Below are 21,250 nucleotides of genomic sequence, written 5' to 3'. Positions count from 1 at the left end.
CGTGGCCATGGCGGCTGAAATGGCAAAATAATGCCAGGAGATGGGTGCCGGCCGTAGTCAACCTACGGCCAGGCCCATCGACGCCGCAGGATGAAGCCATTTCACCGTCGGAACGATGCGGCCCATTTGCACGGGCTACGGCGTCGAAAAAACTAGAAAATGTAGGCATTTCCTTCGCTTTTTCTCCAGGTATCCGCACAAATGGCCTCGCACCATGGCCATGATATTTATGAGTTTACGGCCTATTGCTTTGAAACGCAAAGCGGTAACACTTTGAATTTTTATTTTTCAAATTCTAGTTTCTGATCGTTGATTTTGAAACGCGTTTCGACCGCCCTCTGGACTGCCGGAACCGGCAGCGGAGGATGCGATGACAGATGTATGGACGAAGGTAGAAGCGGGCTGGCCCGCCAAGGTGCTGGGCGTGGTGCTGGCGCTGATCGGTGTGGTCCTGGTCATCGGCGGCATCCAATTGGCGATGCTGGGCGGTAGCTGGTACTACCTGCTGGCCGGTTTGGCCCTGGCTGTTTCCGGCGGTCTGATCTTCACCGGCCGGGTGCTTGGCGCCTGGGTCTATATCGCCACCTTTGTTCTGACCGTTCTGTGGGCCTTTACGGAATCCGGGCTGAATGGCTGGGCGCTGGTGCCGCGGATCGTCGCGCCACTGGTGCTTCTGCTGTTTGTGGTCGGGCTTCTGCCGTCGCTTCTGCCTGGCGAGGGGAAGAAGCGACGGTTACAGGGATTTGCGGGGATTGCCGCCTTTGTCGTCCTGCTGGGGCTGGCGGTCGGGATCGCCAACCGTTCGAGCGTAAAATCGCCCGTACCTGAGGCGGGCGTCACTCTGGCCTTCGATACCGCCGCGGCCGCCGGCGCCGACTGGCCGACGTATGGTGGCGGTTCAAGCGCCCAGCGCTATGCCGATCTCAACCAGATTAATCCGGACACTGTCAAAAACCTCAAGGTCGCCTGGACCTACCGCACCGGCAGCCAGCCCGACAAATGGGGCTCCGAGACCACGCCGATCAAAATCGGTGACAGCCTCTATGCCTGCACCGGCATGAACAAGATGTACGCGCTCGATGCCGCCACCGGCAAGGTGCGCTGGACCTTCGATCCGAAGGTGCCGACCGAATATATCCCCTATACCGCTGCCTGCCGGGGCGTGGCTTATTACAAGGTGCCGGCGGCGGCTGTGGGCACGTCATGCGCCGAACGCATTTTCGAGGGCACGCTCGATGGCCGCATTATCGCGGTCGATGCCAAAAACGGCCAGCCTTGTCAGGGCTTTGGCACGGGCGGACAGGTGAAGATCACCGACGGCATGGGGCAGGTGATTCCGTCCATGGTCGCCATCACGGCGGCGCCGGCGATCGTGCATGGCATTGTCGTCACCGGCCACCAGGTGCAGGACGGCCAGTACAAATGGGCGCCATCGGGCGTCATTCACGGCTATGATGCCGTGACGGGCCAGCTACGCTTTGCCTGGGACATGATGCGTCCGGACCGCACCGGCGCGCCGCCGCCGGGAGACACCTATACGCGCGGTACGCCGAACATGTGGACCACCGCCACGGCGGACGAGCAACTGGGCCAGGTCTACCTGCCGATGGGCAATTCGGCGGCGGACTATCTCAGCGGGCAGCGCCGGCCGGCGGAAAAGATGTATTCGTCGGGCCTGGTGGCGCTCAATGTCGATACCGGAAAGCCGGCCTGGGTGTTCCATACGGCGATCAACGACGTCTGGGACTATGACCAGGGCAGCCAGGTCTCTCTGGTCAATTTCCCGGTGAACGGCCAGATGGTGCCGGCCATCCTGCTGCCGACCAAGCAGGGCGATTTCTATGTGCTTGACCGCCGCACCGGCAAGCCCCTCACCGGGGTGGGCCAGATGAAGGCCGAGGTCGGCGGTGTCGAGCCGCAGGAACGCAGCCCGGTCCAGCCATATTCGACCTATCAGAACGTGCGTGACGGCGATGTTACCGAGCGTCAGATGTGGGGCATGTCGCCGATCGACCAGATGATCTGCCGCATCCAGTTCCGCAAGGCGCACTATGCCGGCATGTATACGGCGCCGCAACTGGACAAGCCCTATATCCAGTATCCTGGCTACAATGGCGGCTCGGACTGGGGCAGCGCGGCTGTCGATCCGCGTCGGGGTGTGGTCATCGCCAACTACAACCTGACGGCCAATTACGACCAGTTGCTGACCCGCAAACAGGCGGATGACCGCGGCATTTACGCAGTTGGAGACCCGAAGAATACCGGCAAGGGCGGTGCCGAAGGGGCGGGGCCGCAGGAGGGGGCGCCGTTCGCCATCGACGTCAATGCCGGCTGGGTGATGCCGGTGACGGGGATGCTCTGCAAGCAGCCGCCTTACGGGGGTATTCGCGCCTTCGACTTGAAGACTGGCAAGACCCTGTGGGACCACGCTTTTGGCGATGCCCGCCGCAACGGGCCGTTTGGTCTGCCGTCTCTCCTGCCAATCCGGATCGGCACGCCCAATAATGGCGGGCCGGCCGTGACGGCGGGTGGCCTGATCTTCATTGCGGCGACCACGGACAACCAGTTCCGCGCCATCGATATCCGCACCGGCAAGACCCTGTGGCAGGACACTCTGCCCGCGGGCGGCCAGGCCAATCCGATGGTCTACGAGCAGAATGGCCGGCAATATGTAGTGATCATGGCCGGCGGCCATCACTTCATGAAGACGCCGGAAGGCGATTACCTGATCGCCTATGCCCTGCCGGAAAAGAAGTAATGGTAAGGCCCGCCCGGAGGGTTTCCGGGCGGGCCTTACGGTCTGGTTAACGATTTTTACCGGGTCGTTTACTACTTATGATCTCAATTGTTTAAACATATGATGGCAAGACTGCTGACGGGCGTATTCTTTTTACGGGGCCAGTCATGTCTGCAAAATCCGGGCTGTGGAACAGGTTCCAGAGCCATAAGGGCGGAAACGTCGCCATTATCTTTGGTTTGAGCGCCTTGTTCCTGGTGGCGGTCACCGGCGGCGCGGTGGATTTCTCACGCATCAATGACGCGCGCAACAAGATGCAGGATGCGGCCGATATCGCCGTCCTGCGCGGCGCGCTCACGGCCAGCCAGGGCGACACGGTCTCCGAACTGGCGGCGCAGCAGGCCTTTGATGACAATTTTAACGCCAGCGACGTTACCCTTGGGGCGCACAGCCTGAAGAAGACGGTTGTCGATAATATCTCCAAGCTGAATTATACGGCGACGGCGACCATCAAGCCCTATTTCCTGGGGCTGGTTGGGCTGAGTACCCAGACCCTGAGCGTCAGTTCGACGGCGCAGTCCGAGGTCAACCCGTTCGAACTGGCCCTGGTGCTCGACGTCACCGGATCGATGAATCAGAGCAGCAAGCTGACCAATCTGAAATCGAGCGTCACCTCGGTGCTGAATTCCCTGCTCGATGCCAATGGTCAGAACAGCTCGGACGTTAAGGTCGGTGTCGTGCCGTTTAATACGCAAGTGCGTATGCCGACGAGCGCGACCGATGCCTATGTTGACTACACCAAGTGTTCGACAACAGAAGCCAGCAATGCGGACGGTTCTTTTTACGCGTGCCATGCCGCTTACAAGGTTTATGATGCGATCTGCGCCAGTGCAAAGAGCAGCAACAAGGCGACCTGCCTGTCATCGGCCGCATCCAAGATGTTCTATAAGGTGGATAAAAGCGCGGGTGTGTATTCGGCCTTTGCCGTGGCCTATGAAAAAATATCTTATAATAACTATACGCTGTATACCTATACGGTCACTCTCACCGTTGACCCTACCACCCATAAGGCGACCTATGCTTCCAGCCCAGGCACCCCGGCCACCAATCAGATATTGAAGACGTATCAGTATTATACGCCTCCGAATGGCTATACGTCTTTCAAAAACACGCCCATCTTTGCGACCTATGCCAGTAGCTGGGCAGGGTGCGTCATCGATCGGGGGCAGCCCTATGACGTGTCCGCCGATACCTTCGCAACCGATGCTTTGGACAGCGCATACCAGGCGGCAAACTGCACCAGTTCGCCCCCGGCTGTTATCCAGGATATGACCACCAGCATCAGCAGCACCAAGACCTACGTCAATGCGCTGACAGCCGGTGGCAATACCAACATCACGATCGGCGTGCAGATGGGCATGGAACTGCTGTCTCCAGATGCCCCCTATACGCAGGGCGTGGCCTTCGGTGATCCGGACATGGACAAGTACATGATCGTCGTCACCGACGGTGACAATACGCAAAACCGCTGGAGTGGCTGGTCCTCAGATATTGACGCGCGCACGGCCCTGGCCTGCCAGGCGGCGAAGGACAAGGGTATCACCATCTTTGTGGTCCGCGTGATGGATGGCAACTCAAGCATGTTGCAGAAGTGCGCCAGTAAAACGATCTATTATTATGATCTCAGCTCGGCTTCCGAGTTGAATGCCACCATGGCCGATATCTTCATGCGGATCGGCAAGCTCAGGCTTGTGCAGTAAATAGGTATAAAAAACCGCCGGAAGCTGATGCTTCCGGCGGTTTTTCTATGCCCAGTGACCAGGCCATTGCTAGGCCTTCTGGATGGCTTCCCAGCCTTCGACAAAGGCACGGGCTTTTTTGTAGACGATCTCCGGCGTGTCGCCCGGCTTGAAGACGGCCGAGCCGATGCCGAAACCGGCCGCGCCGGCCTCGATGAAATCCTTCATATTGTCCGGATTGACGCCGCCGACCGGGAAGACCGGCACAGTTTTCGGCAGTACGGCCTTCATCGCTTTCAGGCCGGTGGTGCCCGCCAGTTCGGCAGGGAAAAGCTTGATGGCATCGGCGCCGGCATCAATGGCCGCAAAGGCTTCGGTCGGGGTAAAGAAGGCCGGGAACGAAATCAGGCCCAGCGCCTTGGCGCGGCGGATGACGTCCGGATTGGCATTGGGCGAGATGCAGATCTGGCCGCCGACGGCATGAAGCGTCTCGACATCGGCGACATTCAGCACCGTGCCGGCGCCGACAATCGCGCGCTTGCCCAGAGCCTGGGCCAGCAGCTTGATCGAGTCGAACGGATCGGGCGAATTGAGCGGCACCTCGACGATGCGGAAGCCGGCCTCGACCAGGACCTCGCCGACTTCAAGCGCTTCGGACGGGCGCAGGCCGCGCAGGATCGCCACCAGGGGCAGGGCTTTCAGGGCATCCTGCCACTGTTCCATTAAGGTCATAATACGAGCTTTCCTTGCTGGGCGATGGCCCACAGACCCGCCGCCGCGGCCGCATCGCCATCATGGATGGTGACATCGGTAAAGCCGGTGTGGGTGAGGGCGCGTTTGTAGAGATTGCTGAGCGTGCCGTCGCCAACAATACCGACCGGGCGGATGCCGTGGCGGATGCTTTCAGCGCGGATTTCCGAACCGATCAACAGGCCGGACAGATAGGATGACAGGCTTTCCGGGGCGATATGGCCGAACAGGCCCTCGGTGCGGACGGAAAAAACCAGGGACAGGAAGGACTTGTCGGCCATGGCGCGATCGACGCCCAGGGTAAAGGCGGCTTCATCGTCCTTGTCGTTATCCATCAGGTCGCCCAGGATGGAGTGACGCTTCAGCACCTGGAACATCTCGCCGGTCATGTAGGAACTGAAGCCTTCGATGACATTGTTTTCAACCATGGCCCATTTGGAATGGGTGCCCGGCAGGACGAACACACCGTCGCCTAAGCCAAATAACTGGGTTTCCTCACCGCGCATGACATTGAGCAGGCCCTCGTGGTCCGCCGGCGCGCGCAGGCCGGGCACAATCTTCACCTTCAGGCGGTCGGACGGCGCATCGACCAGGTGGCTGGCGATATCCGTCAGGCTCGACGGGCAGGACTGATAAGGCGCCTCCACCCAGCCGGTACGCGAACCGACCATGCCGGAAAGCAGGATGGGCAGGTCCGGGCGGTCGAAATCGCCCTTCATGACCGACAGCAGAGCCTGTTCGAAGGTCAGGACGCCGAGGTTCTTCAGACCGATATTGGCGGTATGCTTGGCGATGATCCGGCCGTCGGTGCCGAAGAGAAACAGGCGGAAATTGGTGGTGCCCCAATCAGCGGCAAGCAGGGCGGGTGCAGCATAGGTCATGTGATCAATCTTCATGGAATCCGATATTTACGTGGCGGGTTTAGCACCACGCAGACGCCTAAGCCACCAGAGTTTTACCACGGTTGTGCGCCCGTGTTCAGAAGGTGTTGCAATCCATGTCGACGGCTCACGATCTGCTCTTGAATTACCCGCCGAATTTCTGCGGTTCCAGCCCGGTGTGGCCGCGCAGCAGCGGCGCGGGGATCTCGAACAGGGTGCCGCCCTCGCGGTCTTCCGGCAGGTTTTCCGCGGCCGAGGTGACGAACACGCGGTCGAGATTGTCGCCAGCAAAGCACAGGCTGGTGATCTGTTTGGCGGGCAGGTCGATGGAGAAATCGACCGTGGCGTCCGGATTGAAGCGCGTGACCTTGCCGGGGCCCCAATGAGCGATCCAGATGCCGCCCTGGGCGTCGGTCGTCATGCCGTCGGGGCCGCCCCAGTCTTCCGGAAAGGTCAGCCACAGGGTCTTGTTGGCCAGTTCGCCATCGATGACGTCGAAGACATAGACTTCATTCCGGCCGGTATCGGTGTGGTAGACCTTGGCGTGGTCGGCGGAAAAGGTGGGGCCGTTGGCGATCTTGTAGGGGCCATCGACCTCCTGCCAGGACAGGTCGGTGTTCAGGCGGTAAAATGCGCCGGAAACCTTGGTGATCGGCTTGTGCATCGAGCCGGCCCAGATGCGGCCACGATCATCAGCCTTGGCGTCGTTCAGGCGGTTTTCCGGCTCATGCGGATAGGGGGTGGCGATATGCTTGATCGTCAGCGGATCGAGCGTCACTTCGGCGAAGCCCGACATCAGGCCGGCAATGAAGCCGCCTTTTTCTCTTTCGATCACCCAGCCAATGGGCTCCGGGAAGTGCCAGGTCTTGCTTTCGCCGGTCAGGTAATAGGCGTGCAGATTGTGCGACAGGATATCGACCCAGTAGACACATTGATCGCGTTTCGACCACAGCGGGCCTTCGCCGAGAATGGCGCCGGGGGCGGAACGACGGAGAATGGCTGTCATGGTGTCCTGATCCTGTTTTGTCTGAGTTAAGGCGTTTTTACGGCGTGGCGCGTTGGAGGGCAAGAGAAGAAGAGTCGCATCCCCCGACGTCGTATAACCCGCTGTGAGGTGGCAAAAAAGGCTGATAGACGAGCATCGGAGCGGAGCGTACTTGAGTACGTGAGCACAGAAGCGCAGTTTATCGGCCTTTTTTGCAGCCCCTCGCAGTAGGGTTAGACTACCATTCGCGCACATAGCCGTCCGGCCCGCGCCACGCCGGATTGCGCCAGGGCGGGCAGTCCTTCGCCATTTCGCGCACCTTGTCCTAGTCGATCTCGACGCCGAGACCGGGGCCGGTCAGGGCCTCGACATAGCCCTCCTTCACGTCGAACACTTCCGGGTTCTTCATATAGAACAGCAGATCGTGGCCGTTGGTATTGTAATGGATGCCGAGCGACATTTCCTGAATGACGTGGTTAGGTGTCGAAAGGCCGATCTGGAAGCAGGCGGCCATGGCCAGCGGACCGAGCGGGCAGTGCGGCGCAATGGCGACATCATAGGCTTCGGCCATGGCGGCGATGCGGCGGACTTCGGAAATGCCGCCAGCGTGGCTCAGGTCGGGCTGGATGATATCGACGCAGGCGCGCTCGAAGAACGGCTTGAAATCCCAGCGGCTGTAGAGGCGCTCGCCCAGGGCCACCGGCGTGGAGGTCATATTAGCGAACTGCGCGATGGCTTCCGGATGTTCGGAAAGCAGCGGCTCCTCTATGAACAGCGGGCGCAGCGGCTCCAGCGCGTGGGCGATCTGCCTGGCCATCGGCTTATGGACGCGGCCGTGGAAGTCAAGCCCGACATCGAGGCCGAGGGCCTGCACCGAGGTCAGACGGTCGCAGACCCCGTCGATCACCTTGGGCGAATCGAGCCAGGCCATGTCTTCCGAGGCGTTCATCTTCACCGCCTTGAAGCCCTGCGCCAGGCGCGCCTTGCCGGCATCGACCACATCCGATGGGCGGTCGCCGCCGATCCAGGCATAGACCTGGACGCGATCGCGCACGCGGCCGCCGAGCAGTTGCCATACCGGCACGCCCAGGCGGCGGGCCTTCAGATCCCACAGCGCCTGATCGAAGCCGGAGAGTGCCGACATCAGCACCGGTCCGCCACGATAGAAACCGAGGCGGTAGAAGACCTGCCACATGTCTTCGATACGATCGGCATCATGCCCGATGAAGCGTTCGCGGATTTCAGCAAAGGCGGCTTGCGTGGCCTCGGTGTGGCCTTCAAGGGAGGCTTCGCCCCAGCCAACGGCGCCGTCCTCGGTTTCGATGCGAACGAACAGCCAGCGCGGCGGCACGGCGAAGGTTTCTATCTTGCGCAAGCGGGTCTGGGCTGCAACAGTCGAAAGCGGAGCGGCGGTATCCATGAGGTGAGTCCTGTAATTATCTTATAAATGACCTAATCGTTTGGATCGCATTGGTCAAGATATTGTATGATAATTAGATGCGCGGGCGTGCCTTTTCCGCCGGACAGCCGTGATTATTTTTATCGCTTATCTTGACGTTCGCGTAAAGTAAGCGCATCTATGCGTCACCAAAAAATGCCCCAGAAGCAGAGGAGCCCATCTATGCCCAGCCCTGAAAATTCCGCCTATATCTATGATCACGTGCGGTCGCCGCGCGGCAAGGGCAAGAAGGACGGCTCACTGCATCAGATAACGGCGCTTGATCTGTCGAAGCAGGTTCTGGAGGCCGTTAAAGACCGCAATAGTCTCGATACGTCGCTGGTCGATGATGTCATGTGGGGGTGCGTGACGCCGGTAGGCGAACAGGGCGGGGATATCGCCCGCGCCGCCGTCCTCGCCGCAAAGTACGCCGAAACTACGGGCGGCGTGCAACTCAACCGTTTCTGTGCCTCCGGTCTCGAAGCCGTAAACGTGGCTGCCGCCAAGGTGGTGTCCGGCGAGGCGACCATGGCCATTGGCGGCGGGGTCGAGTGCATGAGCCGCGTGCCGATGGGTTCCGATGGCGGCGCCTGGGCGATCGATGTGGCCGCGGCCTTTCCGACCCATTTCGTGCCGCAGGGTGTTTCCGCCGACATGATCGCCTCCAAGTGGGGCTTTTCACGCACCGATGTCGACGCCTATTCGGTCGAGAGCCACAAGCGGGCGGCACAATCCTGGGCTGAAGGGCGCTTCAAAAACGCCATCGTGCCGATAAAGGATCAGATGGGTGTGATCGCGCTGGCGCATGACGAAACCATCCGTCCGGGCACTGACATGCAGACCCTGGGCGGCCTGAACCCGTCCTTTGCCGCCTTTGGCGAAATGGCTTTCGATTCGGTCATCCAGCAGCGCTATCCGGAAGTCGAACGCGTCAACCACGTCCATACGCCGGGCAATTCGTCCTCCATCGTCGATGGTGCGGCGGCGGTACTGGTTGGCTCGCAAGAGGCTGGCAAGATCACCGGTATGAAGCCGAAGGCCCGCATTCTGGGCACCGCCTCGATTGGTTCCGAACCGTCGATCATGCTGACCGGCCCGTCCTATGTCACTGAAAAGCTGTTGAAAAAGCTGGGCATGAAGACGACGGATATCGATCTTTACGAACTGAACGAAGCCTTCGCCGCCGTTGTTCTGCGCTACATGCAGGTATTGGATATTCCGCACGACAAGATGAATGTCTGCGGCGGCGCCATCGCCATGGGCCATCCGCTCGGCGCTACCGGCGCGATGATCCTCGGCACGCTGGCCGATGAGCTGGAACGTTCAGGTAAATCGACCGGTCTGGCGGTGCTTTGTGTTGGCGGCGGGATGGCTACCGCCACCGTGATCGAGCGCGTTTAAGAAAAGGAACAGGGATTATGGAAACCTTCAAGACCGAACTCGACGCCGACGGCATCCTGCTATGCACCTTCGATGTGCCCGGCAAGTCGATGAACACCTTCACCAAGCAGGCCCTGGCCGACCTGGCCGCCATCGCCGAACGCGCCAAGACGGATGCCGCCGTCAAGGGCGTGGTCCTGACCTCTGGCAAGACGACCGGTTTCTGCGCCGGCGCTGACCTGGAAGAAATGCTTTCCGGCGCCTGGGAGGCCACGAACGTGGCGCAGGACGAACAATCGATCCTGAAAGCCAATTTTGACGCCGCCTTCGAGATGAACCGTGTGTACCGCCTGCTGGAAACCTGCGGCAAGCCGGTTGCTGTGGCTATTAACGGCCTGGCGCTCGGTGGCGGGCTGGAAGTCTCGCTGGCCTGTCATTACCGCGTGCTGTCGAACGGACCGAAGGTCCAGGTCGGCCTGCCGGAAGTCAAGATCGGGCTCTTCCCCGGTGGTGGCGGTTCGCAGCGCCTGCCGCGCCTGATCGGCGTCCAGGCCGCGCTGATGGCCATGTCGGAAGGCAAGTCGTTCAAGCCCGCTGAGGCCCTGGCCGCAGGCATTGTCGATGAAGTGGTCGATGACGATAAGGTGGTGGAAGCGGCGAAAAACTGGATCAAAACAAAAGGTGATCCGGTCGCCCGCTGGGACAAGAAGGACTACAAGATCCCCGGCGGTGGTCCTTACCATCCGGCCGGCGCGCAAATCTTCATCATGGGCAATGCCCTGATCCGCAAGCAGTCCTATGGCAATTATCCGGCCGTCATCAACCTGATGCATTCGGTCTATGAGGGCCTTCAGGTGCCGTTCGATACGGCGATCAAGATCGAAAGTCGCTTCTTCTGCAAGACCCTGGCGACGCCGCAGGCCAAGGCGATGATCCGTACCTTCTTCATGTCGATGCAGGCTATCGGCAAGGGGGCCGGCCGCCCGACCGGCGTGCCGAAGACGGATGTGACGCAGGTGGCCGTGATCGGCGCTGGCATGATGGGGGCGGGCATCGCCTATGTCAGCGCCCTGGCAGGTATCAAGACCATTCTGCTCGATCGTGACCAGGCCGCTGCCGACAAGGGCAAGGCGCACTGCGAAGACCTGCTGAAAAAGTCGGTCTCGCGCGGCAAGATGACCCAGGACAAGGCGCAAGGCATCCTTGACCTGATCACCGCCACGCCGGACTATGCCGCCATCACTGGCTCCGACCTGGTGGTTGAAGCCGTGTTTGAGAACACCGACCTCAAGGAGCAGGTGACCAAGCAGGCCGAGGCGCCACTCTACGCCAACGGTAAAGACGCGCCGATCTTCGGCACCAATACCTCGACCATCCCGATCTCGCTGCTGGCCGGTGCGTCGTCACACGCTGAAAACTATATCGGCATCCACTTCTTCTCGCCTGTCGACAAGATGATGCTGGTCGAAATCATCCGCGGCGAAAAGACGTCTGACGCTACGGTGGCCAAGGCGATCGACTATGCGCTAAAGATCAAGAAGACGCCGGTTGTGGTCAATGACTCACGCTTCTTCTTCGCCAACCGCTGCTTCATTCCGTTCACCGCGGAAGGCATGATCATGTGGTCGGAAGGCGTCGCCCCGGCGTTGATCGACAATGCCGGCCGCATGACCGGTATGCCGCGCGGTCCGCTGGAAATGATGGATGACGTGGCGCTCGACCTGCTGACCAAGATCACCTCCGAAACCGCCAAGGCGATGGGCGATGCCTATCAGCCGATCCCCGGCGAAAAGGAAGTGGCCCAGATGGTCGCTGATGGCCGCCTTGGCCGCAAGAACGGCAAGGGTTTCTATGACTATCCGGAAGCGAAGGCCGCGCCCAAGACCCTGTGGTCGGGCACGGTCGACATGTTCCCTGTCACCAAGGCCGAAGCCAGTCCGGCCGAGGTTGAGGAATTGAAGAAGCGCCTGCTCTACGTCCAGGCGGTCACGGCGGCACGCTGCTTCGAGGAAGGTGTCATCACCAATCCGCGTGAGGCTGATGTCGGGTCGATCCTCGGCTGGGGCTTTGCGCCGTGGTCGGGCGGGATCGTCTCGCTGATGGACTCGATCGGCATTGCGACCTTCGTCGAGGAACTGGATCGCATGACCAAGCTCTACGGCGATCGATTCGCGCCGCCGCAATTGCTGCGTGACATGGCCGCCAAGGGCGAAACCTTCTACGGCCGGTTCGATAAAAAGACAGCGAAAGCGGCATAAACAAAAACGGGCGTCCCTAAAAGGGCGCCTGTTTAGTTTTGCTCGTGGCGGTGGAAGCGCCAGGCCGCTACGGCAGAATGATCACGAAGGTCTTCAAAACCGGCTCGATCACCTGCCACTGGCCCTTATAACCATTGCGGAACACGATATTGTCGCCGGCTTGCAGCGTCACCGATGGCTGGCCGTCTTCCGTCACGATCGCATGACCTTCGAGGATGGTGCAGTATTCCCATTCGTCATAGGAGACGCGCCAGGCGCCGGGCGTGGCGGCCCAGTAACCGGCATAGGTTTTCTCATCCGGCGTGGTTTCGAGCAGCCAGGTGGTAAACTGCGGATCGCCATTGATCACGCGCTCCGGCATTGGGCAGTCGTGTTCCGGCGTGACGGTCGAGCGGTCGAATTTAATGAACTGGGACATGGCGGGCAGCGAAGCATAAGAAAGGAAGGGAATCCACAGATTGCACAGATTAACACAGATTTTTCAGGGCCATAATGGCGAACAATATGCCGGATGGTAGTCTGATTGAGCGCCGTAGCGCTCTCTTGTTAATCTGTGCAATCTGTGGATTCCCCTAAGGGCGTTGGCTGAATACTCCGGCGGTCGTATCAACAAAAAAGCCCTGCTTGCGCAGGGCTCCTTGTGAATTGATCCGGCGGCCTATTTCGGCGCCAAAATCATGATCATCTGCTTGCCTTCCATCTTCGGTTCGTATTCGACCTTGGTGGTGGGCTCGAAATCGGCTTTCACTTTTTGCAGCAGTTTCATGCCGAGTTCGGGGTGAGCCATTTCACGGCCACGGAAGCGCAGCGTAACCTTGACCTTGTCGCCTTCCTCGAAGAAGCGCGTCATCGCCTTGGCCTTCACCTCGTAATCGTGGATATCGATATTGGGGCGAAGCTTGATTTCCTTGATTTCAACGACCTTCTGCTTCTTGCGCGCCTCGGCCTTTTTCTTCTGCTCCTGGAAACGGTACTTGCCGTAATCGAGGATCTTGCAGACGGGCGGGTCAGCGGTAGGAGAGACTTCGACAAGATCGAGACCGGCTTCTTCGGCGGCTTCCAGAGCGGCGGATGTCGGCATAATGCCTTGCTTTTCGCCGGCAGCGTCGATCAACAGTACACGGGGAACCTTGATCTCATTGTTGATGCGGGGGCCGTCTTTGGGAGGCGGGGCTTGAATTGGACGACGAATAGGTCGTTCTCCTTGAGTCTGTTCAAACGAATTGCGCGGATTATGGCGAAACAGGGGGGTTGTTTCAATCCCCTATGCACCGGAAACGTTAAATAGCCGCTTATATTTTCGGGAATTCGGTCTTCTGTGGCCGTTTAGGCGCGGCACTTATGTAAGCAGCGAGCGGTAAATATCAAGGGTGCGCTGGCACATCAGCGGCAGGCTGTACTGTTCCCTGACATGTTCGCGGCCCTGGTGCCCCATTTCGAAACGGTCTTCCTCTGGCAAGGCGATGGCGACTTTCATGGCATCGGCCCAGGCATGGCCGTCGCCCGGTTTCACCAGCCAGCCGGTTTCGCCCGGCAATACGGTTTCAACGGTTGCCCCATGATTGGCGGCCAGCGGCGGGCGCTGCATGGCCTGCGGCTCCACCGCCGTGCGGCCAAAAGCTTCCGGCTCCAGCGAAGGTGCCAGGGCAAAATGACAGGCCGAATAGGCCGAGGGCATGTCGTCGCAGTGCCCCACCAGCTTTATGCGTTCCTCAAGGCCGTACTTGTGGATGCTGTCCTTGAGCGCCTTGCTGTAGTCGCTGCGGCCCTGGTCATCGCCCACCATGATGATCAGGAAGTTGTCGATCTCCTCATGACGCAGCATGTTGGCGGCCTCGACGATCAACGCCTGGCCCTTCCATTTGGTCAGGCGGCCGGCCAGCAGGAAGCGGATGCGGCCGTCGCCGGAAAGAACGCCCCATGACTCTTCCATCTTCATGATCTTGCGGACATCGAAGGCTTCGGGATCGAAGCGCTTCATATCGATGCCGCGCGGAATGCTGATCACCTTGTCGGGAGACAGGCCGGCATAGGTTTTCAGGATATGGGCGCGCGTGAAATCCGAATTGGCGATGATCATGTCGGCGCGGGTCATCTGGCTGTTGTACCAGCGCTTCACGCCCGATCTGGCATTATAGATGCCGGCATAGGTGGCGACGCTGCGGATACCCTCTGCCTTCGCGGCGCCGATAGCAGCCATGGCCGGGGCCCGCGAACGGACATGGACGATATCAACCTTTTCAGCCCGGATCAGCCGGCGGAGCGCGCTTTTGTTCTGCCACTGGACGAAGGGATTCTTGCTGTGGACCGGCATATGGACGACGGTGGCGCCCTTTTTCAGCAGGCGTTCCTCCAGCCGACCGCCCTTTGTCGCCACGATCGAGCGCCCGCCGGCGGCGATAATGGCCTCGCTGATATCGACCACGGTCTGCTCGACGCCGCCGGTATCAAGCTCGGGTACGACCTGCAAAACAGTGGCGGTGAAGGTGGGTTTGGGCATCAAGACTCTTGCGGGAGGAAAGCGGCGCGGCTAAGCCATTTTATCATAACGTAAATTTCAGCGAAAAAGTGGCGGCCTACTTTAAATCACCAAAGCGGCCGCCACGGGAATGATGCGCATGGATATACCTTTCGTTCAAGAGCCTGCCGAATGGCTGGATACGCCACGGGGCGACCGTCTCGCTTATCGGCGAGTGCGGGGGGAGGGGGCAACCCTTTTGTGGCTGGGCGGTTTTCTGTCCGACATGACCGGCAGCAAGGTGACGCGGCTGACGGCCGAGGCCGGTGCGCGGGGCTGGGATTTTCTCTGTTTCGATTATTTCGCCCATGGCGAGACCGGTGGGGACTTCGCCGCGGCACGAGTGGGGCGCTGGCGGGAAAATGCCCTTGCGGTACTTGATCAACTTACCGAAGGGCCGGTGGTGGCCATAGGCTCCTCCATGGGCGGTCATATGCTCTCTTTGCTGATGCAGGCGCGGCCGGAGCGTATAAAAGCGGCGGGATTCCTGGCGCCGGCGGCTGATTTCGCCACGGCCCTGATGCTGGCGTCCCTGTCGCCGGAAGACCGCCGCCAGCTTGAAATTTCGGGCGTCTGGATGATGCCGGGATATGACCGGCCGGTGCCCTTGTCACAGGCATTTTTCGAGGAGGCGAAGGCGCATGAGGTGCTGAATGGGCCGATCGCTTTTGACGGCCCGGTGCGTATCCTGCACGGCATGAAAGACGACGTCGTGCCGTGGCGCCACGGCCTGCGTCTGCTGGAAACGGTCACCACGCCGGATGCCCATATCCACCTGATCAAGGACGGCGACCATCGCCTGTCGCGCCCGCAGGATCTGGATCTGCTGGTTGATATGGTGGCGGAATTGAGAGGATAATCTTCTCCTCCCCATCGCAAGCGATAGGGAGGAGAAGATTATCCAAGCCGCTCCTTCAGATGCTCGCCAACCCTGAGCGCATTGGCCACGGTGGTCAGGGTCGGGTTGACCGACGAACTGGAAACGAAGAACGAGGTGTCGACGACATAGAGATTGTCGAGGTCGTGCGCCTTGCAGTTGACATCGAGCACGCTGGTCGAGGGATCGCGGCCGAACCGAAGCGTGCCGCACTGGTGCGCCGTGCCGTAAAGCGGCAACAGGGAATCGATCTGGAAATGCGGCTCGAACAGGGTGTGCTGACGTAAGCTAAAGCTTTTCAGCGCCTGTTCCAGCTTTTGCGTCAGCTTCAGATGCGCAGGCAAATTATTGGGCGTGTAGGTCAGTTTGATCTGGCCTGTGTCGGTGACGGTGACGCGGTTTTCCTCGCGCGGCAGGTCTTCGGTCATGGTCAGGAAGGCGACCATATGACGGGCGATGTCGTCGCTGAGGAAATCCGGGATCAGGGCCGGCGGCAGGATGTCGGATATCTGGCCTTCCAGGGTCTGGCCGGACATATATTCCAGCAATTGAATCTGTCCCATCGGGTAGGGGTAGTCGTTGTCGCCGAAATAGAAGTCATTGACGGCGAAGGTCTTGGGGAAGGTTGAGTCGAAGCGGTCGGCCATGATCGAGATGACCGCCGAGGTGGTGTGGAACATATAGTTGCGCCCCACCAGGCCGGAACTGTTGGCCAGGCCGTTCGGATGCGCGGCCGTGGCCGATTGCAGCAGGATGGCGGCGCTGTTGGCGGCGCCGGCGGCCAGGGCGTAAAGATCGCCGGTGAAGGTCTGTAGGGCGCCGTCATCGGTTTCGGTGACCACGCCGGTGACCGCCTTGTCGTGCGCCTCGATGTGCTTGACCCTGTGGCCGGTCAGAATGGTCACATTCGGCAGATTTCGGATCGGATCGATAACGATGCTGCGGGCGTCGCTCTTGGCCTTGAGCAGGCAGGGGTAACCGCCGCAGGTGGTGCAGCGGACGCAGTGCGAGGTCAGGGGGTGGACGTCGTCGCGGTTGATGCCGAGCGGCAGGGGGGAGGGATGCCAGCCGAGATCCTGGAAATGTTGCTTCAGCTTCGCCACGCCGGGATCATCGATCAGCGGCGGATAGGGAAACGGCGGATCGTCGGGCTGGTCATTGGGGTCAATGCCGCGTTCGCCATGCACGCGCCACAGGGCTTCGGCCTTTTCATACCACGGCGCGAAGTCCGCATAGCTTAGCGGCCAGGCCGGCGACAGGCCGTCTGAGTGCTCGACCGCCTCGAAATCGCGCTTTTTCATGCGCATCAGGGCGGCGCCATAGAAGGTGGTGTTGCCGCCGACCCAGTAATTGGTATTGGGCGTGAAGGGCTTGTTGCTCTTGTCGAGCCACTGTTCCTTGGTGCGATAGCGGTGATCGACGAAGACCGCCTTCGAGTCCCAGTTCTGCGGCTCGACCGGCAGTTCCTGGCCGCGTTCCAGGATCAGGATTTGCTTGCCGGTATTGGCCAGCGCATAGGCCAGCGTGCCGCCGCCGGCGCCGGAGCCAATGATGATCAGGTCATAGTGTCGGGATTCGGTCGCGGTGGCGGCTTGCGGCATAGATTGCTCTTGGGGGCTTGCATTTAAGGTTTTTCCCCTCTCCGCATTTCAAGGGGAGAGGGGAGGCTTAAGCATTTGTTTTGTCGTCCAGTTGATATTTTCTGGCGCCCCAGCGGATCAGAGGCGTGATTAGTCCGTCGGGCACATATGTCATCAGGAAAACGGCCAGTTTATTGGTCCAGCCGGTGACGATGACCTCTCGTCCGGCCTCATTGGCGCGGATGGCGGCCTCGACCACGGCCTCGGCGGTCTGGACAAAGCGCGCCGGATGGCTTTTCAGCACCGCGTCCATGCCGTTGGAATGCTGGAATTCGGATTCGGTCGAACCGGGGCAGAGAGCGGTGACCTTGATGCCCCTGCCGGCCACCTCGGCGGCGAGTGAGCGCGAGAATTTCAGCATATAGGCTTTGGCCGCCGGATAGAGGGTATGGCCCGAAGCGCCCGGTGAAAAGGCGACCATGGACGAGACATTGATGATTCGGCCATAGCCCTGCGCCAGCATATGATCGAGCAGTTCCCGGGCCAGCAGAGTCGGGGCCGCCACGCAGACCTCAATGAAATTAAGCTGCTGCTTCGCCGTGGTGGCGGCGAAGGTATGGGCCAGGGAATAGCCGGCATTGTTGATCAGGCCGTCGGGGCGGAAGTTCATCTTCCTGATACGCGACACGAGGCCATTTACCTGCGCGCGGTCGCTGAGATCGGCGGCCAGACAGGTGATTTCGACGCCATGCGCCGCACGAAGTTCGGCGGCCAGCGCTTCCAGCCGGTCGAGTCGGCGGGCCACCAGGATCAGGTTGGTGCCGCGTCGGGCATAGGAACGGGCGAACTGCGCGCCGATGCCGGAAGAGGCGCCGGTGATGAGGTAGGTTCTTGCCGGCATGAAACGCTCCTTGGTGAATTCGCCGAACCTATGCCTTTTTACCGGCTTGTATAGAGGTAAGGATGGCGCTCAGGCCCTCCCGGTAGGCCGGATATTGTGGCCGCCAGCCCAGTTCGGCCTTGGCGCGGGCATTGGAGACGCGCTTGTTGTCGTTGTAGAAGCGCAGCATTTTTCCACTCAGTGACGGATCGTCCCACGCGATGACCGGCGGCAGGGGCAGACCGGTCAGGGCCGCGGCATATTCCAGCACCGTATCGGCCGGCGCGGGCTCGTCATCGCAGAGATTATAGATGCCGCCAGGGTTAGGGCGCGACAGGCTGGCCATCAGGGCGGTGGCGCAATCGTCATGATGGAGGCGAGAAAAAACATGGCCGGGCTTATGGATGCGCCGGGCGGTTCCGTCCCTCAAGCGTTCGATGACATTGCGGCCCGGACCATAAAGCCCCGGCAGGCGGAAGACCTGCGCCCCGACGTCAAGCCACTGATTTTCGGACAGAACGCGGCGGCGGCCTTCGGTGGAAGTCGGCAAAAGCGCCGAGTCTTCAAACACCCAGCCCCCGCCACGGTCACCATAAACACCTGTGGTGGAGAGATAGCCGATCCATTTGCCGGACAGATCGAAACCGGAGAGTGCGGCAAAGGCCGGACAGCCATCGTCATCCGGTGCGGGGGTGATCAATATGCCTGCGGCATTTCCAAGCGCTTCCGCCAAAGCCGCCGGATCGGCGGGATCGATGGCTGTAAGGCCCTGCGCGGTCAGTTCGCTGCGTTTCTCAGGCGCGCGGGCCGTGGCGGCGATTTTATAACCGGCGCGGGCGGCATCGGCGAAGGCGGCGCCGATAAAGCCGTATCCGAAAATCAGCAGTCTGGGTTTCAAGGTGCGTCGGATGCGAAGGCCGAAGCGGATGCCTGCGCGGCCTGATGCACGGCATTCAGCTTCTCGCGCTGGGCGCGCTCTTCTGCCTGTTTCTTGCGGCGGGCATCGCGTTCCTTGACCATGCGGTAATAGTCGGGGATTTCAATGGCATGACCAAATGGTGCAGGTGACCTTTGCCCCAGGCCCTGCGGCCAGACGAAACTCAGCGCGATCATGAGGAGCGCGATCAGGGCGGCGGCGGGGTAGAAAATCCTTGGGTTCATGCTGGCTTTATAGGCAATTTGCCGCAGTGACACCAGCCTCTTTTATTGGTCATAATTCTGATGCGTCGGCCCCTTGTGTGGTGCGAATGTCACACCATATCGGAGCCATCGGGTTGTTGCCTTGTGAGGGACAACCGGAAATTCATCCGCCGGAATGGGGACTTTAAAAACATGAATATCGAAAAATATTCCGAGAAAACACAAAAGCTTATCCAAAGCGCGCAAGGTATAGCGCAGGCGCGCAATCACCAGTATTTCACGCCAGTCCATGTGCTGAAAGCGCTGACCGAAGACAAAGACTCTCTGTCGAGCCAGTTGATCCAGTTGGCTGGCGGTCGCGCCGATGCGTTCGCCGCGTCAGTCGATGTGGCTCTGGGCAAATTGCCCGCCGTCACGGGTGCCGGCCAACTCTATATGGCCAACGAAACCGCCAAGTTGTTCAACGACGCCGAGGCCGAGGCCAACAAGGGCGGCGACAGCTTTGTAACCGCCGATCGCCTGCTGATCGCCGCCGCCGATAACAAGGAAGGCGCCGAAGCGCTCAAGGCCGCCGGTATTTCGCTCGGCAAGCTGAAGGACGCGCAAGCCGCCTTCCGCAAGGGCAAGCCTGCCGACAGCGCTTCGGCTGAAAACGGCTTCGACGCCCTCAAAAAATATGCCCGCGACCTGACCCAGGCGGCGCTCGATGGCAAGATCGATCCGGTCATCGGCCGTGACGAGGAAATTCGCCGCACCATCCAGGTTCTGGCCCGCCGCACCAAGAACAATCCGGTGCTGATCGGTGAGCCCGGCGTCGGCAAGACCGCCATCGTCGAAGGGTTGGCCCAGCGCATCATCAATGGCGATGTGCCGGAAAGCCTGAAGGACAAGAAGCTGCTGTCGCTCGACATGGGCGCCCTGATCGCCGGTGCCAAATACCGTGGCGAGTTCGAGGAACGCCTGAAGGCCGTGCTCAACGAAGTGACGCAGGCCGAAGGCCAGATCGTGCTCTTCATCGATGAAATGCACACCCTGGTCGGCGCCGGCAAATCCGATGGCGCCATGGATGCCTCCAACCTGCTCAAGCCCGCGCTGGCGCGCGGCGAACTGCACTGCGTTGGCGCCACCACGCTTGATGAATACCGCAAGCATGTCGAGAAAGACCCGGCCCTGGCGCGGCGTTTCCAGCCGGTGTTCGTTACTGAGCCGACGGTCGAGGACACCATCTCGATCCTGCGCGGCCTGAAGGAAAAGTACGAAGTCCACCACGGCGTGCGCATTTCCGACTCGGCCATCGTATCGGCGGCCACGCTCAGTAACCGCTACATCGCCGATCGTTTCCTGCCCGACAAGGCCATTGACCTGATCGATGAGGCCGCCTCGCGGGTGCGCATGGCGGTCGATTCCAAGCCGGAAGAACTGGACGAGCTGGACCGTCGGATCGTGCAGCTCAAGATCGAGCGTGAGGCCCTGCAAAAGGAAACCGACGCCGGTTCGAAGACGCGCCTGGAAAAGCTTTCCGAGGAACTGGAAGAGCTTGAGGAAAAGTCCCTGGCCCTGACCACCCGCTGGAAAGCGGAAAAGGACAAGGTCGGTTCGGCCGCGCGCTCACGCGAAGCCCTGGATCGCGCCCGCATCGACCTGGCCAATGCCCAGCGTGCTGGTGATCTGCAAAAAGCGTCGGAAATCATGTACGGCATCATTCCGGCGCTGGAAAAGGCGCTGGAGCGGGCGGAGAATGCGCCGAAAGGCGAAGACACGCCGCTGACGCCGGAAGTGGTCGATTCGACGCAGATCGCCCAGGTGGTCTCACGCTGGACCGGCATTCCGGTCGACAAGATGCTGGAAGGCGAACGTGACAAGCTGCTGCGCATGGAAGACGTCCTGCGCGGTCGCGTGGTCGGGCAGGATGAAGCCCTGACCGCCGTGGCCGATGCTGTGCGCCGGGCGCGAGCGGGTCTGAAAGATCCCAATCGTCCGATTGGGTCGTTCCTCTTCCTGGGGCCTACGGGCGTTGGCAAGACCGAGCTGAACAAGGCGCTGGCGGAATTCCTGTTCGATGACGAGACGGCGATCACCCGGCTCGA

17 protein-coding genes are annotated in these 21,250 nt (G+C 60.5%); 6 read left to right on the top strand and 11 right to left on the bottom strand.

The window, feature by feature from the left end:
* The first annotated feature begins 370 nt into the window (after positions 1–370).
* On the top strand, positions 371–2,758 hold the full coding sequence (locus ACTHND_RS11080; protein ID WP_440178005.1) for a membrane-bound PQQ-dependent dehydrogenase, glucose/quinate/shikimate family: 2,388 nt from the start codon (positions 371–373) through the stop codon (positions 2,756–2,758).
* Between the two features lie 146 nt (positions 2,759–2,904).
* On the top strand, positions 2,905–4,497 hold the full coding sequence (locus tag ACTHND_RS11075; protein ID WP_440178004.1) for a VWA domain-containing protein: 1,593 nt from the start codon (positions 2,905–2,907) through the stop codon (positions 4,495–4,497).
* 69 nt (positions 4,498–4,566) lie between these two features.
* Here ACTHND_RS11075 and ACTHND_RS11070 read toward each other — a convergent pair whose 3' ends face one another.
* The 4 genes from ACTHND_RS11070 to dgoD form a co-directional block, all read right to left on the bottom strand.
* Positions 4,567–5,208: a 2-dehydro-3-deoxy-6-phosphogalactonate aldolase gene (locus ACTHND_RS11070; RefSeq protein WP_440178003.1), complete on the bottom strand. Its 642-nt coding sequence runs from the start codon at positions 5,206–5,208 to the stop codon at positions 4,567–4,569.
* Positions 5,205–6,107, bottom strand: a complete 903-nt coding sequence (locus ACTHND_RS11065) for a 2-dehydro-3-deoxygalactonokinase (RefSeq protein WP_440178002.1) — start codon at positions 6,105–6,107, stop codon at positions 5,205–5,207. Before ACTHND_RS11065 ends, ACTHND_RS11070 begins: the two co-directional genes overlap by 4 nt.
* 145 nt (positions 6,108–6,252) lie before the next feature.
* The gene (locus tag ACTHND_RS11060) at positions 6,253–7,113 is read right to left on the bottom strand and encodes an SMP-30/gluconolactonase/LRE family protein (RefSeq protein ID WP_440178001.1); all 861 of its coding nucleotides are present in this window, start codon (positions 7,111–7,113) and stop codon (positions 6,253–6,255) included.
* 304 nt (positions 7,114–7,417) lie between these two features.
* Positions 7,418–8,512: a galactonate dehydratase gene (gene dgoD, locus ACTHND_RS11055; protein WP_440178000.1), complete on the bottom strand. Its 1,095-nt coding sequence runs from the start codon at positions 8,510–8,512 to the stop codon at positions 7,418–7,420.
* Positions 8,513–8,713: 201 nt separating this feature from the next.
* On the opposite strand from dgoD, the gene ACTHND_RS11050 reads away from it, so the two are divergent.
* The gene (locus ACTHND_RS11050) at positions 8,714–9,931 is read left to right on the top strand and encodes an acetyl-CoA C-acetyltransferase (RefSeq protein ID WP_440177999.1); all 1,218 of its coding nucleotides are present in this window, start codon (positions 8,714–8,716) and stop codon (positions 9,929–9,931) included.
* Positions 9,932–9,948: 17 nt separating this feature from the next.
* Complete coding sequence (locus ACTHND_RS11045) at positions 9,949–12,168, top strand: 3-hydroxyacyl-CoA dehydrogenase NAD-binding domain-containing protein (RefSeq protein WP_440177998.1); 2,220 nt, start codon at positions 9,949–9,951, stop codon at positions 12,166–12,168.
* Between the two features lie 67 nt (positions 12,169–12,235).
* Here ACTHND_RS11045 and ACTHND_RS11040 read toward each other — a convergent pair whose 3' ends face one another.
* From ACTHND_RS11040 to ACTHND_RS11030, 3 genes are all read right to left on the bottom strand, one after another.
* Positions 12,236–12,586 (bottom strand): cupin domain-containing protein, encoded by a 351-nt coding sequence (locus ACTHND_RS11040; RefSeq protein WP_440177997.1) that lies wholly within the window; start codon positions 12,584–12,586, stop codon positions 12,236–12,238.
* Positions 12,587–12,826: 240 nt separating this feature from the next.
* Positions 12,827–13,348 carry a translation initiation factor IF-3 gene (infC, locus tag ACTHND_RS11035; protein ID WP_090645130.1) on the bottom strand — a complete coding sequence of 174 codons (522 nt, stop codon included), beginning with the start codon at positions 13,346–13,348 and terminating at the stop codon, positions 12,827–12,829.
* Between the two features lie 159 nt (positions 13,349–13,507).
* Entirely contained in the window at positions 13,508–14,668 is a 1,161-nt protein-coding gene (locus ACTHND_RS11030) for a glycosyltransferase family 4 protein (protein ID WP_440177996.1), read from the bottom strand.
* A gap of 118 nt (positions 14,669–14,786) precedes the next feature.
* Here ACTHND_RS11030 and ACTHND_RS11025 point away from each other — a divergent pair, with 118 nt between their 5' ends.
* Complete coding sequence (locus tag ACTHND_RS11025; RefSeq protein ID WP_440177995.1) at positions 14,787–15,545, top strand: alpha/beta hydrolase; 759 nt, start codon at positions 14,787–14,789, stop codon at positions 15,543–15,545.
* 38 nt (positions 15,546–15,583) lie between these two features.
* On the opposite strand, the gene ACTHND_RS11020 is transcribed toward ACTHND_RS11025, so the two are convergent.
* From ACTHND_RS11020 to ACTHND_RS11005, 4 genes are all read right to left on the bottom strand, one after another.
* Positions 15,584–17,164 carry a GMC oxidoreductase gene (locus ACTHND_RS11020; RefSeq protein ID WP_440177994.1) on the bottom strand — a complete coding sequence of 527 codons (1,581 nt, stop codon included), beginning with the start codon at positions 17,162–17,164 and terminating at the stop codon, positions 15,584–15,586.
* Positions 17,165–17,231: 67 nt separating this feature from the next.
* Positions 17,232–18,044 carry an SDR family NAD(P)-dependent oxidoreductase gene (locus tag ACTHND_RS11015; protein ID WP_440177993.1) on the bottom strand — a complete coding sequence of 271 codons (813 nt, stop codon included), beginning with the start codon at positions 18,042–18,044 and terminating at the stop codon, positions 17,232–17,234.
* Between the two features lie 28 nt (positions 18,045–18,072).
* Positions 18,073–18,921 (bottom strand): SDR family oxidoreductase, encoded by an 849-nt coding sequence (locus ACTHND_RS11010; protein ID WP_440177992.1) that lies wholly within the window; start codon positions 18,919–18,921, stop codon positions 18,073–18,075.
* On the bottom strand, positions 18,918–19,217 hold the full coding sequence (locus ACTHND_RS11005; RefSeq protein WP_440177991.1) for a hypothetical protein: 300 nt from the start codon (positions 19,215–19,217) through the stop codon (positions 18,918–18,920). The genes ACTHND_RS11010 and ACTHND_RS11005 overlap by 4 nt, the downstream gene beginning before the upstream one ends.
* A 138-nt stretch (positions 19,218–19,355) precedes the next feature.
* Between ACTHND_RS11005 and ACTHND_RS11000 the strand changes: the two genes are divergently transcribed.
* The coding region (locus tag ACTHND_RS11000) for a Clp protease N-terminal domain-containing protein (RefSeq protein WP_440177990.1) at positions 19,356–21,250 on the top strand (1,895 nt) is incomplete at its 3' end.

The organism is Asticcacaulis sp. (assembly GCF_051954415.1).
Classification (GTDB): domain Bacteria; phylum Pseudomonadota; class Alphaproteobacteria; order Caulobacterales; family Caulobacteraceae; genus Asticcacaulis.
The sequence above is the reverse complement of the archived record's forward strand: the minus strand, read 5'-3'. Positions and strand labels throughout refer to the sequence as shown.